The 13,058-nt window shown below is 62.3% G+C and carries 14 protein-coding genes; 7 read left to right on the top strand and 7 right to left on the bottom strand.

The genetic code is table 11. The annotated features are described in order from the left end of the window. Positions 1 to 12: 12 nt before the first annotated feature. Entirely contained in the window at positions 13 to 1,749 is a 1,737-nt protein-coding gene (gene ilvD / locus V8P86_RS07720) for a dihydroxy-acid dehydratase (protein ID WP_336326675.1), read from the top strand. Positions 1,750 to 2,118: 369 nt separating this feature from the next. After that, complete coding sequence (locus tag V8P86_RS07715; protein ID WP_336326674.1) at positions 2,119 to 2,424, top strand: HalOD1 output domain-containing protein; 306 nt, start codon at positions 2,119 to 2,121, stop codon at positions 2,422 to 2,424. Between the two features lie 4 nt (positions 2,425 to 2,428). On the opposite strand, the gene V8P86_RS07710 is transcribed toward V8P86_RS07715, so the two are convergent. Further along, complete coding sequence (locus V8P86_RS07710; protein WP_336326673.1) at positions 2,429 to 3,124, bottom strand: helix-turn-helix domain-containing protein; 696 nt, start codon at positions 3,122 to 3,124, stop codon at positions 2,429 to 2,431. Between the two features lie 72 nt (positions 3,125 to 3,196). After that, positions 3,197 to 4,117: a GNAT family N-acetyltransferase gene (locus tag V8P86_RS07705; protein WP_336326672.1), complete on the bottom strand. Its 921-nt coding sequence runs from the start codon at positions 4,115 to 4,117 to the stop codon at positions 3,197 to 3,199. 125 nt (positions 4,118 to 4,242) lie between these two features. On the opposite strand from V8P86_RS07705, the gene V8P86_RS07700 reads away from it, so the two are divergent. Further along, complete coding sequence (locus V8P86_RS07700) at positions 4,243 to 5,982, top strand: sensor histidine kinase (protein ID WP_336326671.1); 1,740 nt, start codon at positions 4,243 to 4,245, stop codon at positions 5,980 to 5,982. 7 nt (positions 5,983 to 5,989) lie between these two features. Here the strand turns inward: V8P86_RS07700 and V8P86_RS07695 are convergent, their stop codons facing one another. Next, the gene (locus tag V8P86_RS07695; protein ID WP_336326670.1) at positions 5,990 to 6,562 is read right to left on the bottom strand and encodes a cysteine hydrolase family protein; all 573 of its coding nucleotides are present in this window, start codon (positions 6,560 to 6,562) and stop codon (positions 5,990 to 5,992) included. 74 nt (positions 6,563 to 6,636) lie between these two features. Here V8P86_RS07695 and V8P86_RS07690 point away from each other — a divergent pair, with 74 nt between their 5' ends. Both V8P86_RS07690 and V8P86_RS07685 read left to right on the top strand, forming a co-directional pair. Beyond that, on the top strand, positions 6,637 to 7,953 hold the full coding sequence (locus V8P86_RS07690; protein ID WP_336326669.1) for an Hvo_1808 family surface protein: 1,317 nt from the start codon (positions 6,637 to 6,639) through the stop codon (positions 7,951 to 7,953). Positions 7,954 to 7,993: 40 nt separating this feature from the next. After that, the gene (locus tag V8P86_RS07685) at positions 7,994 to 9,145 is read left to right on the top strand and encodes a nicotinate phosphoribosyltransferase (protein WP_336326668.1); all 1,152 of its coding nucleotides are present in this window, start codon (positions 7,994 to 7,996) and stop codon (positions 9,143 to 9,145) included. Between the two features lie 58 nt (positions 9,146 to 9,203). On the opposite strand, the gene V8P86_RS07680 is transcribed toward V8P86_RS07685, so the two are convergent. From V8P86_RS07680 to V8P86_RS07670, 3 genes are all read right to left on the bottom strand, one after another. Further along, the gene (locus tag V8P86_RS07680; RefSeq protein WP_336326667.1) at positions 9,204 to 9,743 is read right to left on the bottom strand and encodes an NUDIX hydrolase; all 540 of its coding nucleotides are present in this window, start codon (positions 9,741 to 9,743) and stop codon (positions 9,204 to 9,206) included. A gap of 186 nt (positions 9,744 to 9,929) precedes the next feature. Then, the gene (locus tag V8P86_RS07675) at positions 9,930 to 10,532 is read right to left on the bottom strand and encodes a rubrerythrin family protein (RefSeq protein WP_336326666.1); all 603 of its coding nucleotides are present in this window, start codon (positions 10,530 to 10,532) and stop codon (positions 9,930 to 9,932) included. Between the two features lie 162 nt (positions 10,533 to 10,694). Then, the gene (locus V8P86_RS07670; protein ID WP_336326665.1) at positions 10,695 to 10,964 is read right to left on the bottom strand and encodes a DUF7571 family protein; all 270 of its coding nucleotides are present in this window, start codon (positions 10,962 to 10,964) and stop codon (positions 10,695 to 10,697) included. A gap of 173 nt (positions 10,965 to 11,137) precedes the next feature. Here V8P86_RS07670 and V8P86_RS07665 point away from each other — a divergent pair, with 173 nt between their 5' ends. Both V8P86_RS07665 and V8P86_RS07660 read left to right on the top strand, forming a co-directional pair. Next, positions 11,138 to 11,344, top strand: a complete 207-nt coding sequence (locus V8P86_RS07665; RefSeq protein WP_336326664.1) for a cold-shock protein — start codon at positions 11,138 to 11,140, stop codon at positions 11,342 to 11,344. Positions 11,345 to 11,502: 158 nt separating this feature from the next. After that, positions 11,503 to 11,748, top strand: coding sequence for a glutathione S-transferase N-terminal domain-containing protein (locus V8P86_RS07660; RefSeq protein WP_336326663.1), 246 nt, complete (start codon positions 11,503 to 11,505; stop codon positions 11,746 to 11,748). Between the two features lie 11 nt (positions 11,749 to 11,759). Here the strand turns inward: V8P86_RS07660 and V8P86_RS07655 are convergent, their stop codons facing one another. Then, positions 11,760 to 13,037 (bottom strand): RNA-guided endonuclease InsQ/TnpB family protein, encoded by a 1,278-nt coding sequence (locus V8P86_RS07655; protein WP_336326662.1) that lies wholly within the window; start codon positions 13,035 to 13,037, stop codon positions 11,760 to 11,762. Between the last annotated feature and the right edge of the window lie 21 nt (positions 13,038 to 13,058).

Below are 13,058 nucleotides of genomic sequence, written 5' to 3'. Positions count from 1 at the left end.
GAGTACAGGGGTATGAGCAGCGACGAGGAGCCATCCGAAGAGTTACGATACGAGAAGGATCCAGATCTCCCGAGCAACGAGGTGACACAGGGCGTCGATAAGGCCCCGCACCGCGCGATGTTCCGGGCGATGGGCTACGACGACGAGGATCTCTCCGCGCCGATGATCGGCATCGCCAACCCGGCCGCGGACATCACCCCTTGTAATGTCCACCTCGACGACGTGGCCGACGCGGCCTACGAGGGTGTCGACGACGCCGGCGGCATGCCAATCGAGTTCGGGACGATCACCATCTCCGACGCGATTTCTATGGGAACCGAGGGGATGCGCGCTTCACTCATTTCCCGGGAGATCATCGCCGACTCGGTCGAACTCGTGGCCTTCGGCGAGCGGATGGACGGGCTGGTCACCATCGGTGGCTGTGACAAGAACATGCCGGGGATGATGATGGCCTCGATCCGCGCTGATCTGCCGAGTGTCTTCCTCTACGGTGGGTCGATCATGCCCGGCGAGCACGGCGGCCGCGAGATCACGATCCAGAACGTCTTCGAGGGCGTCGGTGCCGTCGCCGACGGCGATATGGAACCGGAAGAACTCGACGAGATGGAGCGCAACGCCTGTCCCGGCGCTGGCTCCTGTGGCGGGATGTTCACCGCGAACACGATGGCCTCCATCTCGGAGGCGCTCGGTTTCTCGCCGCTGGGCAGTGCCTCACCCCCTGCAGAGGACGAGGCCCGCTACGCGGAGGCGCGACGCGCGGGCGAACTCGCAATCGAGGCAATCGAGGCCCAGCGCAAACCCTCTGATTTCCTCTCACGAGAGTCCTTCGAGAACGCCATCGCCCTGCAGGTCGCTATCGGCGGGTCGACTAACGCCGTCCTCCATCTCCTCGCACTCGCCGCTGAGGCGGGGATCGATCTGGACATCGAGACGTTCAACGAAATCAGCGCGCGCACGCCCAAGATTGCGAACCTTCAGCCCGGCGGCACGCGCGTGATGAACGACCTCCACGAGGTCGGCGGCGTGCCGGTCGTCCTGAAGGCGCTGAATGACGCGGGCCTGCTCCACGGCGACGCGCTGACGGTGACAGGGAACACCATCGCCGAGGAACTGGAAGCGATCGACCCGCCGGCGATCGAAGATCTCGGCGTGGACTATCTCCACCCGGTCGACGATCCGATCCACGAGCGCGGTGCGATCCGCATCCTCACCGGCAATCTCGCACCCGACGGTGCAGTCATCAAGATCACCGGCGAGGACCACCTTCGCCACGAGGGGCCGGTGCAGGTCTTCGAGCGCGAAGAAGACGCGATGGAGTACGTCCAGGACGGCAACGTCGAGTCCGGGGACGTGATTGCGATCCGAAACGAGGGGCCACAGGGCGGCCCCGGCATGCGGGAGATGCTCGGTGTCACCTCCGCCGTCGCCGGGCAGGGTCACGCAGAAGACGTGGCGCTGTTCACTGACGGGCGGTTCTCGGGCGCGACACGTGGCTTTTCGATCGGTCACGTCGCGCCGGAAGCCTACGTCGGCGGTCCGATCGCCGCGCTCGAAGACGGCGATACGGTGACCATCGACATCGACGAACTGGAACTGTCGGTGGATCTCTCCGACGAAGAAATCGAACAGCGACTCGACGAGTACGAGGTCGAGCCAGCCTACGACAACGGCGTGCTGGCGAAGTACGTTCGGGACTTCGGCTCTGCGGCCAACGGCGCGGTGACGAACCCTGGCGTCCAGTGGGATTAGTGCGAGACCGACCGCAGGGAGGTCTCGGTTCACTCGAACGGCGAAGCCGTGAGAGCGCGGGTTGATGGTGCGGTTCGGACTAGTCTGACCTCACCGCGAGCGCGCCTCTGCACGCTCGCGGCTTTTTTCACCACCGGGAGAGCAAGCTCTCCCGAGCCTTCACTCACTTCGTTCGTGAAGACCATGTTTTTGCGACGAGTGGTGTGCGAAGCACACCCGACGTGGTTCGAAAGAGCGCGGAGCGCTCTTTCGTCATCACGAGAGAGCGAAGCTCTCTCGAACGACAGAAAAAGATGGTGGGCCTTGAAGTATAGGGACGCAACATAACCTTCTCCCGATCAAAAGGACAATAACTGGAGAATAGTCTCAGTGGATGGACCAAACCGAACAGCACCGAGCAACGACGGAGTCGGAGAGAAGCAGGTGTACATTCGGGGAGAAAGCGAAACAGCCGCCGAGAGCGTCGTCAGGGCAGTAAGCAAACTAACGGGGGCGGACCCGGAGGCGATGGATCCGCTGTACGATGTGGTCGACCCGGACGCGCTGAACACGTTATGCGATCCCGACCTGGGTGATGAAGGGTCGTCTCCGCGCGTCTCGTTCCAGTTCAGCAGCTGCAAAGTCGTCGTCTACGGAGACGGACGGACAATCGTCTCACGAGCGATACGCGGATAGCGGATTACGGATGCGGCCGGTCGAGCAGAGCGGTCAGCAGATTCCGTTCGGCGGCGTGGATGTGTTCGGAGAACGTCGCCGAGGAAATGCCGAGTTCAGCGGCGACTTCTTCTCCGGTCGCCTCGCGTGGCCACTCGTAGTAGCCCGCCTCGTAAGCCGCCCGCACTACCTCGAACTGCCGGTCAGTGAGATAGTCTCTGACCAACTGTCGAAGATCGGGCATGGAAGCAAGCGGTCCGACGGAGGGTTTCTTCTGTTTCATCACGAACTCCGTTCCGGATGTCTCCGCGAGAAACGACTCGATAATGCACTGTGGGTCGTGCCGCGGCGGGATATCGGCGACGATCCGCCCCCGGCCGTCGCTGGCCCGGACCGTCTGTGGGAGGGCACCGAGTTCGGCGAGTCGATGGGCCGGACAGTGGCCCGAAACAACGAACTCGAACAGGCCGCCGTGTTCGTATTTGTCGAGAAGCGTTGCTTCGGCCGTCTCGCGGTCGTCAACAAGATCTAGGATCGCGGCCGGTTCGGTTCCGTAGATGTGGAAGAATTCAGAGTACGCCGAACCGGAACGGGGAACCATCTGTGCGAGGTCGAAGGTGCAACACGCCTCTTCGGAGCCGCGACAGAGCGGGTACGTCGCGTCTTGGACGGTGAATTCAACCTCGACGACGGGACCTGGGCGGGTAGTCCGCTCTGACATAGAGGGCTTCCGTCACTGTTTGCCAAGGAGGAACATGAATATTGTGGCAGAATTACGCATACCAGCGACAGATCAGTGAACAGGCCCGCTGAGATCGGCCGCGAGAACGAAATCCGGCGTCTGTCCGATCTCGGCACGGAGCCGAGCGCCATCGGAGACGTACCGCGGCGTCTCCGGGATCAGCACTCGAACAGTCTCGGCATCGCGGGCGGCCGCATCGGCCGCGAGCGCGTCCAGCAGTTCGCGTCCCGCATCGAGGTCGTCCCACGCTGCAACGCCGTACTCGGCCAATCGCTGGTCGCTCTCGCGCTCGTCGATTCGGGTGAGATAGGAGAACCCGCGGGTCCCATCCTCACCGGAGACGGTCAACAGCCGATTCTCGTCGGCAGCCTCGGCGAGCATCGATCGAGTGAGATCCCGCACCGCCCACGATTCCGCTGGGTCGAGCGCGAGTCCGCGGAGATGGTCCCGTGCCGCGGCGGTCGTCCAGTACGTCCAGGCGGCCTCGGGCGAACCACGGTAGGCGTCGATGTCCGAAACCGCGCCCCCATCGGAATCGGGCTGGAGCCAGCGAAACTCCGTCACCGGGTCGTATCCGAGCGCGCGGGACTGCCCGAGTCCGGCCTGGTTCCAGGAGAACACCATATTTCTGACGACTGTCGCGCCGCGCTCGCGTGCCCACGCGAAGAGTCGATCGTTGATATCCCGGCCGATACCCTCGCCCCGGAAGGCCGGATTGACCCGCATGCCCTGGGCCCAGCCTTCCCAGTCGGAGAGCATGACGACCTGTGCGATGCCGGCGATAGCATCGCCCGCGTCTGCGACGATAGTCCGCCGGTTCTCGCCGTCGATCCACTCGTGGTAGACGTTCGGCAAATAATCCGACACTTCGACATCGAGATCTGACCACGTCTCCTCGGTAAACTCGACGACGGCGTCGTAGTCGGCCTCGGTCGCCTGCCGGTACTCGATCTCTCCACTCGAACGCGACATGTCCGACGGTACGGCGTGGGCTGACTTGAAGTTCCGGACCGTCGCCGAGCGGCCGGAGAGCAGAAGTGTCAACGTATTTTTCCGGCCAACATCAATTTATAAGATTAGCAAGTAGCAATCAAGAGATGGGGGTATTCACGACCGAGTTTCTGCTCTTGCAGGCCCTGTTACTCGCAGGACTTGGCGTGTCGGCTGGGTTCCTCTATTACTGTCTGCAGTACCGGCAGAAACGCGGCGTGACATCGCTTGTCGTGATGTTCGTCGGCATCGTCATCTGGATCAGTTCTGAACTCGTCCAGATTCAGTTTCGAGCACTTTCCTACGCCGGGTTCGGCATGGCGATTCGGATTCTCGGGCTCGAAATCACGGTGATCGGCATGTTGTTTCTGGGACTGGAGTATACCGGCCGTGAACGATACATCGACTGGCGGCTTGTCGGGGTGTTTTCGTTCATTCCGCTGCTGGAGGTCGGACTCGCGCTGTCGCCGTCGCGAGGAGTGCTGTTCGGCGCTCGGGCCAACGAGGCCGTTCCCTGGGGATACGATCTGATTGCAACGCCGGCGTTCATCGGGCACACGGTGTATTCGTATCTATTCGTGGTCGCCAGTCTGGGGCTGCTCGGATCGATGATGCTACGGGCGAATACGGGTTACCGGCGACAGCTCGCGGCGGTGTTCGTCGCAATTTTGCTCCCGGCAGCGGTCAACATCGCCTTCCATTTCGGTCTCTCACCGTTCGATCTCACCCCGGTGAGTTTCGTCGGAACAGCAGCAGTGTTGATGTTCGCAACGTTCCGGTTGCGGCTGCTCGATGCGATTCCCGTGGCACGACAGACTGTCCTCGAAGAGATGGAAGATATGGTCGTCGTGCTGGACGAAGACAACGAGGTCATCACGACCAACAGCGCCACGCGGGAGACCTTCGACGTTGAAGGGTCCCCGGTCGGCAAGTCCGCCGGGGAGTTGTTCGGGACCGACGAGATCGAGACGATTCTCTCACAGGGCGGCCAACAGCAACTCGAAATGGTGATCGACGGCGAGTCTCGCGCGATCAACGTCAACAGTTCACCGATCACGGATTACCGGGACAATATCCTCGCGCGCGTGCTGGTCTGTCGGGATATCACCGAGCGACAGACTCAGGAGGCAGAGCTCCGCAGACGCGAGGAAGAACTCGAACTGCTAAAAGATCTCCAGAGCCGGTTTCTGCGGCACAACCTGCGCAACGAGTTGAACGTCGTCCGGGCGAACGCCGAACTGCTGGCCGACATGGACGACCCCGAGGAGCGCGAGCGCTACGAGACCATCGTCGAGAAGACGGACCGGATTCTCGACTGGACGACCAAAGCCCGGACGATCGAACAACTCGTCGAGACTGACCGACGGGTCGTTCGGGATCTCACGGCCGAGGTAGAAACGCTACTCGACGATTTCCGTGAGGAGTACGAGCAGGTCACCTTCGAGTTCTGCAACGAAACGACCGTCCACGTCGCCGCCGTCCCGCAGATCGACCGGGCGCTGCGCAACGTCATCGACAACGCTGCCCGGTACAATACGGCGGAGAACCCACACGTCCTGATCGATATCGAGCGCAACGGGGATCGGGTCGACCTCAACATCACGGACAACGGCCCCGGCATCGAATCCTACGAGATCGAAACGCTGCGCGATCAGGAGGAGACACAGCTACAACACGGCACCGGACTCGGACTGTGGCTCGTCTACTGGGTGATGGACAAATCCAGCGGCGACCTCTCCTTCGAGGCAGATGATGGGACGACGGTGACGCTCACCTTCGACCACGCCGCGCCCGGGCCTGACCAACCGGCTGAACCCTCACTCACCGCCGACGGCGGCCAGGAGTGAGTGCAGTTCACTCGAAAGTAACCGAGTCGAGATCGGTCACCTCACCGAACAGCCAGTCAGCGTGATCGAGGGCGTACTCGCGGTCGTCCTCCTCGATGAAGCCGATTGCATCCTCGACGAGCACTGGCCGGTAATCCCGCAGGCCGGCGCTGCCCGCGGTGTGAAGGACACAGACGTTCGCGAGCGTGCCGCCGAAGACGAGATTCTTGATGTTGTGCGCCGAGAGATAGCCTTCGAGGTCGGTCTCGTGGAAGGCGTCGTAGGTGTGTTTGACGACGACGTGATCCTCCTCACGAACGTCGAGTCCGTCGACGATCTCTGCTTCCCAGGAGCCCTCGACGACGTGTTCGCCCCAGCGCTCGAACTCGTCGTAGTAGTGAGCGCCCTCGAACTGCTCGGGCGGGTGCACGTCTCGCGTGTAGATGACAGCCGCGCCGGCATCGCGGGCCTGTGCGACCAGGTCGCTGCAGGGCTCGATTGCCGCCTCGCTGCCCGGCGCGTAGAGGCTCCCGTCGGGATGGCAGAAGCCGTTTTGCATATCGACGATTACCACTGCCGTCTGGTCGGGATCGAAGCTCATACGCGAACTGTTGGGAGCGAGTGCTAAAAAAGCGAACGCGGCGCTTATTTTCGTCGCGTGCTAAATTCAGATAGATGTCGGGCCGCTCCCGCCCTGGGGTCCTAGTCGTCGCCGTTGCCCTCCTCGTGGTCTTTGCAGGCTGTAGTACGATCCTCCCCGGCGGGACGGCCGAGCGCGAGGTCCCCGACGGCTACGGCGAGGTCGGCGGTGTCGCCTACGACGACGACCTAGATATCGACGCCTCGGACGGACTCTCGGAGGCGGAACTCGAACAGTTCGTCAACCGGACGATGGCCAGAATCGAGGCCGTCCGAAAGCTGAAATACGAGGAACCAGTCGACGTGGAGATCATCGACCGCGAACAGTACCGACAGCAACGCGAGAGTCAGACGAGCCCGACGGATCCGGGGTGGGAGAACCAGATCTGGCGGGCGCTGTTTCTGGTCGGTGAGGAGCGCGACGCCGCCGAAGAGGTCGACGAGGCCTTCGGCAACGCGGCACAGGGGTTCTATCGTGCCGGAACGAACGAAATCGTCATCATCAGTGACTCTGAGACGGCGACAGTGAACAAGGACACACTGGTTCACGAACTGACCCACGCGCTACAAGATCAGCGCTACGGCCTCGAATTCGGCCAGTCGACCCGGGACGAGCAGGCGGCGTACAATACGCTGATCGAGGGCGAGGCCGACCTCGTCGCGCACCTCTATCTCGACGAGTGGTGCAAGCAGTGGGACTGTATCCGCCCCGAACAGGAGGCTGGCGGTGAATCGAGCGATCCGCCGCGACTGGCCGAAGAGATTTCGCTGATCATCGCCCAGCCGTACCGGCAGGGTCCGACCTACGTGCAGGAACTCAAGGAATCGGGCGGGTGGGAGGCCGTCAACGAGCGCCACGAGAATCCGCCGCGGACGACTGCCGAAATCATCGACAGCGACGGCGTCTCCGAGCCGACGGTGATCACGATTCCCGACCGGTCGACGACCGAGTGGGAGCGGTTCGATCAAGAGCCAACCGGTGACAGCCTCGGCGCAGCGTCGCTGTACGCCATGCTCGCGGCCAACGGCGTGGCCGACAACGAGAATCCGCGCCGATACAATCACCCGGCGGTGCGTGGCTGGACGGGCGACCGGATCGTTCCCTACCACAGTGGCACCGAGTACGGCTACGTCTGGGAACTCGCCTGGGAGAACGGCGAGGAAGCCGAGGAGTTCGCCGACGCGTTCGAGCAGGTGCTGACCAGAAACGGCGGCTTGGCCCGCGGAGCGAACGACTACATCATCGAGGACGGTAGTTTCGCGGGCGCATACCGGGTAGTCGTCGATGGCGACCGGGTCCGGATCGTCGGCGGCCCCGACCGGGCGGCGCTCGACGAGATTCACGGAACGTAACGACGCAATCTTTTCCCGGGTACCCGCCGAACAGTCGGTCATGACCTCGTTCGATATGCTCTCGCCGGAGACGATTGCGGCGGGAGACGCCACCGACGCCTACTTCGACCGGACAGTCGAAGCGCTGGAGTACGCCGGAGAGAACCCGCACGTCGTCGCGGAGGTGACTGCCTCGCAGTTCCCCAGCGGTGACTGGAATCTCTTCGCGGGCATCGAAGACGCTGCCCACCTGCTCGAAGGTCGGGCCATCGATGTGGACGCCATCCGGGAAGGCCAGTTGTTCGACGGCGGTCCAGTGATGCGTATCGAGGGGCCGTATCTCGAATTCTGTCGACTGGAAACCGCACTGCTTGGCTTTCTCTCTCATCCCACGGGAATGGCCACCGCGGGGCTGGAGACGCGAGTGGCCGCCCCCGACTCGCTGGTGTTGAGTTTCGGGAGTCGACACATCCACCCGACGCTCGCGCCGATGCTCGAACGTGCCGCACTCATCGCGGGACTGGACGGCGTCTCGAACGTCGCCGGGGCGAAGGTGCTCGGCCGGGAGGCCGGCGGGACGATGCCGCACGCGCTGGTCATCTCGTTCGGTCGCAACAATCAGGAGCAGGCGTGGCAGGCCTTCGACGAGGCTGTCGGGCCGGAGGTGCCCCGCATCGCGCTCTGTGACACCTACTCCGACGAGGTCGAAGAGACGCTTCGGGCAATCGAGGCCATCGAGGACCTCGACAGCGTCCGTATCGATACGACCGGCTCCCGCCGCGGTGATTTCGCGCACATCCTGAAGGAACTCCGCTGGAAACTCGACGCCCGCGGCCACGAAGATATCGGCATGTTCGCGAGCGGCGGGATGGGACCCGAATCGATCCGCGAACTGCGCGGTATCGTCGACGGATTCGGCGTCGGTGGCCACATGACCGACGCCGACCCGCTGGATTTCGCACTCGATATCGTCGAACGCGAGGGCGAACCGGCGGCCAAACGTGGTAAACTCGACGGCCGAAAACAGGTCTACCGGACGCCAGACGGAGGCCATCACATCGGGCTGGCCGACCACGAGGGGCCGGAGGGCGGCGAGCAGTTGCTCGAACCGCTGATTCGAGATGGAAAGATCGTCAGAGAATTTGATATCGACAGCGCACGCGAGCGCGCACTCGCGGACGCGGAGCAGGTCGGGTTCGGGACCGATTCGTAGCGACTGCGGAAAGAATGCAGAAGTTCGGTTTTAGGCCCAGTGAGCGTCGTCGCCTTTCTCAGTCGAGGAACTGATCGGTTCCCGGAATGAGGTCCGCGTCCTCGGGCGGCGAACTGAACCACGCAGCCTCCTCGACCGGGTCGTCTTCCGGCGTCGCCGCCGCGAGGTCGTAGCTGTCGGAGACGGGTGCTGCACTGAAGGCCACGAACGCCCGCGATGCGGTTTGCTCGTCGTCTTCGGTCCGGACGGTGAACTCCCAGGTGCCGACGATGTCGTCGAGCCTGAGTGAGAAGCCAATCGTCTCCTCGACGTGATCTCTGAGTTCGGCGGCGTAGTCCTCGTCGGGAGCAGCGGTGGCGACGGGTATCTTCCACGAGCAGGTATCAGTAAGCCGGCGGAACAGCAGTTTTCCGTCGGAGTTCGTGATTCCTGCCGCCGCAAGGTCGCCGAGTTCGTCTATCTGGTCGACGACAGCAGCATCGACAACATCCGTCTCCTCGTGGAACGCAATCTCCTCGCGGTCGCGGAGTGAGTCGTGATCAACGATCGGTTCGATGTCGGCCAGTAGGGTACCCCCCTCAGTGTGAGTGTCGGTCATTAACGTGTGGCTGTGGGCGTCCAGCGTTTTGCAGTGGTCGATGCCGCTACGGCAGGCTCTCGATGTCTTCTCCAGATCCAGATGCCGAGCTGCTATTTCAATCGTACTTACAAAAAGGCTTGGATGACTGCAACGGGGACTTTGGACCGGTCGATCACCGGAAGCGCCGGCGTGGCCTGTGTCGGCTTAGCAGACCGGCTTGGGGTTCATTCCCAGCGACTCCAGCGTCTCGAAGTACTCGTCGTAGGCTGCTTCGATGACGGCCGTCGCCGCGTCCTGTGCCTGTTCGTACTCTGCCTCGGAGTCGCAGGCGTCGTCCAGCACGTCGAGTGCGGCCTCGCGGATCGCGTCGTAGTCGTCGCCGAACGAGCGGAACGTGCTCGCGGTGCCTGGCTGTGCCTGGCCGGTGAAGTAGCCACTCGACTGGGTGCTCTTGCGTTCGACGACGAGCGTCCAGCCGACAGTCGCACCGAGTTGGGCGATTTCCCCGTCAGCCTCGGCGAGGGCCGTGACGGCGGCCGGCGGATCGCCGGTCTCGTGGTCGTCGAGTTCCGCGACGATGTCGTCGTAGTGACTCCGTGCGTGTTCGGCGGCGTCGGCGAACACCTCGCCGTCCCAGCCCTCGAAGGTCTCGGCTGCAGTGGCGGCGTTGTCCGCAGCGGCGCGGAGCACGGGTTCGGCGTCCATGTCCCCCTCGGTGTCGGCGTACAGCGATTTCGACGAGCCGAGTCTGGAGAGTTCGGTCTGTACCTCTTGTTCGATGATATCGAGCAGTTCCGCGCTGTCCATACCCTCGATTCGCTCGCCGCCCGCTTGTAAGCATCGGGATCTCGGTCGGTCGACTGGAGAAAAGTGAGTGTCGACAAAGGCCACCTGTGGTCGAGAACCCGATACCTGCTCGCGACTCGCTCGAATAGTCCGCGGAGCGGAGATCCGCGCGAGTCGCAGATCTCAGGTCGAGACGTGGTCACACGTCCAGCCGGGGTCCTGACCGGTACGCTCGATGAGATCAGCCCGACACGCCGGGCAGTAGTCCGGGGTGATCGATTTGCTTCTGGGAACGTACACCGCACCGCCGCACTCCACGCATGCATCCGCGACGATCGTCGTGCAGTCCGCACAGACACTGAAGTCGTCAGCCGTAAGCTCACGCAAGGGTTCGAGCTGTTTATCGAGGAGATACTCGTCGATGACCGTCTGACAGTTCTGACACGATTTCATGGCGATGCACTGTATCACTCGTGACCACGCCGTAAGTATTTAGCTGCAACAGTGCCCCGACTGCCGCAATCTGAACGACGGCACGACTCGTTGCAGGTGTCTCGCAAGTCAGGAGTCGTGGTACCGCGACTCTCGGAAGGGTTATACCTCCCACCGCCCAACGTTATGTTGTAATGGCAAACGGTAAGGTTGATTTCTTCAACGACACAGGCGGTTACGGTTTCATTTCGACTGACGACGGCGACCTCGACGAGGACGAAGATGTCTTCTTCCACATGGAGGATGTGGGCGGAGAGGACCTCACGGAGGGGACCGAAGTCGAATTCGATATTGAGTCCTCCCCGAAAGGACCTCGCGCAGCAAACGTCGTTCGACTGTAATACGAACGAACCCGTCGCTCACAGCGACACACAACACTCTTCACCATTTTTTAGACACTCCGTAGCCGGGGCTTTAGCGATTCGTCATGGCAATGGCGGTCGTGCGTGAGAGGGACAGTACCGTCCGATTCTTGAGTCTGGGGCACCTAGTTTTGGCGATGGCAAATCTCGAACTCTACGAACTCGAAGGCTGTCCGTACTGCGCGAAAGTGATCGACAAACTCGACGAACTCGACCTCGAATACGAGTCTCACATGGTGCCCAGCTCCCACAGCGAGCGCACCGAGGTCGAAGAAGTGAGCGGGCAGACCGGCGTGCCGGTGCTGGTCGACAAAGAGAACGGCATCGAAGGGATGCCCGAAAGCGACGATATCGTCGAGTACCTCGAAGAAACCTACGCGTAAACTACCCCACCCTACTCGCTCACGGCTTCGCCGTTCGCTTCGTTGAGGGTGGGGCTTTCGCGTGGACTCTCACTCTGGCCGGAATCCCCGGCAGGAGGCTCATATCCTCCGTTCGCGTTCAACATCCCGCGATTTAAGCGCACGCCTACAGGTGCGCCTCCGCCGTCCCCAGTTTGGTTCCGGCGGAGATACCGCAGTCCGATGTTTTTCGCCGCGTTGTAGTCGGCGTGGTTCTCGTAGCCACATTTCAGGCACGCGAACTCCTCACCGTCGCGGTTGTCCGGGTGCGTGAACCCACAGTGTGAGCAACGGCGTGACGTATTCTCCGGGTCAACCTGCTCTACGTCGATGCCGTGGAGTTCGGCCTTGTATTCGACGTACTCGTACAACCGCTCAAAGGCCCACTTGTGCCCCCACGAGGCACCCGAGAAGCGGTCGCGGATGCCGGTCAACTTCTCGAAGGCGATGACCGTACAACCATTTTCGGCGGCTTCTTCTATGAGCCCGTCCGCAATCCGGTGGAGCATCAGTTTGAACCGACCCGTCTCTTTGCGCCCGACAGCCTGTATGTTCTCGTGGGCGTGACGCGAGCCACACTGCTGGAGCGAGGCACGCCGTTTCTCGTACTCCCGTCGCCAGTGGTCGAACTTGTGACCGCTCCAGAACGTGCCCGCCGAAGTGACGGCGAGTTGATTCACGCCGAGATCAACGCCGAGGACTGTGCTGTGCCCGGTCGTTGCCTGTTCCGGTGTGTCGGACTCCATCTCCGCCTTTGTGCGGAGATGAAGGAACCACTCGCCGTCCGTGTTGTGGAGTTCTGCGCCTGTCACCTCGTAGTTGTCGTTGTCGAGATACCGGCTGTGAGGTGTGTCGCGGTCTGCGTCGGGCAGGACGTACTTGATTTCAATGCGTCCGTCGACGGTCGCGAGCGACACGTACTCGTCGTGGAACGTGGCACACCGCTTGTCGTAGACGGCAGTCGGCTTCGAGAAGTGTGGTTTGCCAGCATACTCGCCCTGTTTCCAGCGAGCGACGGCGCTCTGTACGGCGTCGGCGGCCTTGTTGCGGGCGTTCTGGACGAGATTCGCGTGCAACCGCGTCTGTTCACGCACGTCGTCGTAGGTTTCTTCCTGCAATTGGGCCTTGCTCGTGGTCTTGTAGTCGCCTTGCCACGCGTGGTCCACGACGTAGTTCGCGGCCCACAAAAACTCGTCAACGGTTTCGCGGAGAAGTGCGGCGTCGTCGCTGCCCACATCGAGTTTCACCGGGACAGTCCGGCGCACCTCCATACATCAGATGTGTGGTCGGTG

The organism is Halovenus anhuiensis (assembly GCF_037080055.1).
GTDB lineage: Archaea > Halobacteriota > Halobacteria > Halobacteriales > Haloarculaceae > Halovenus.
The sequence above is the reverse complement of the archived record's forward strand: the minus strand, read 5'-3'. Positions and strand labels throughout refer to the sequence as shown.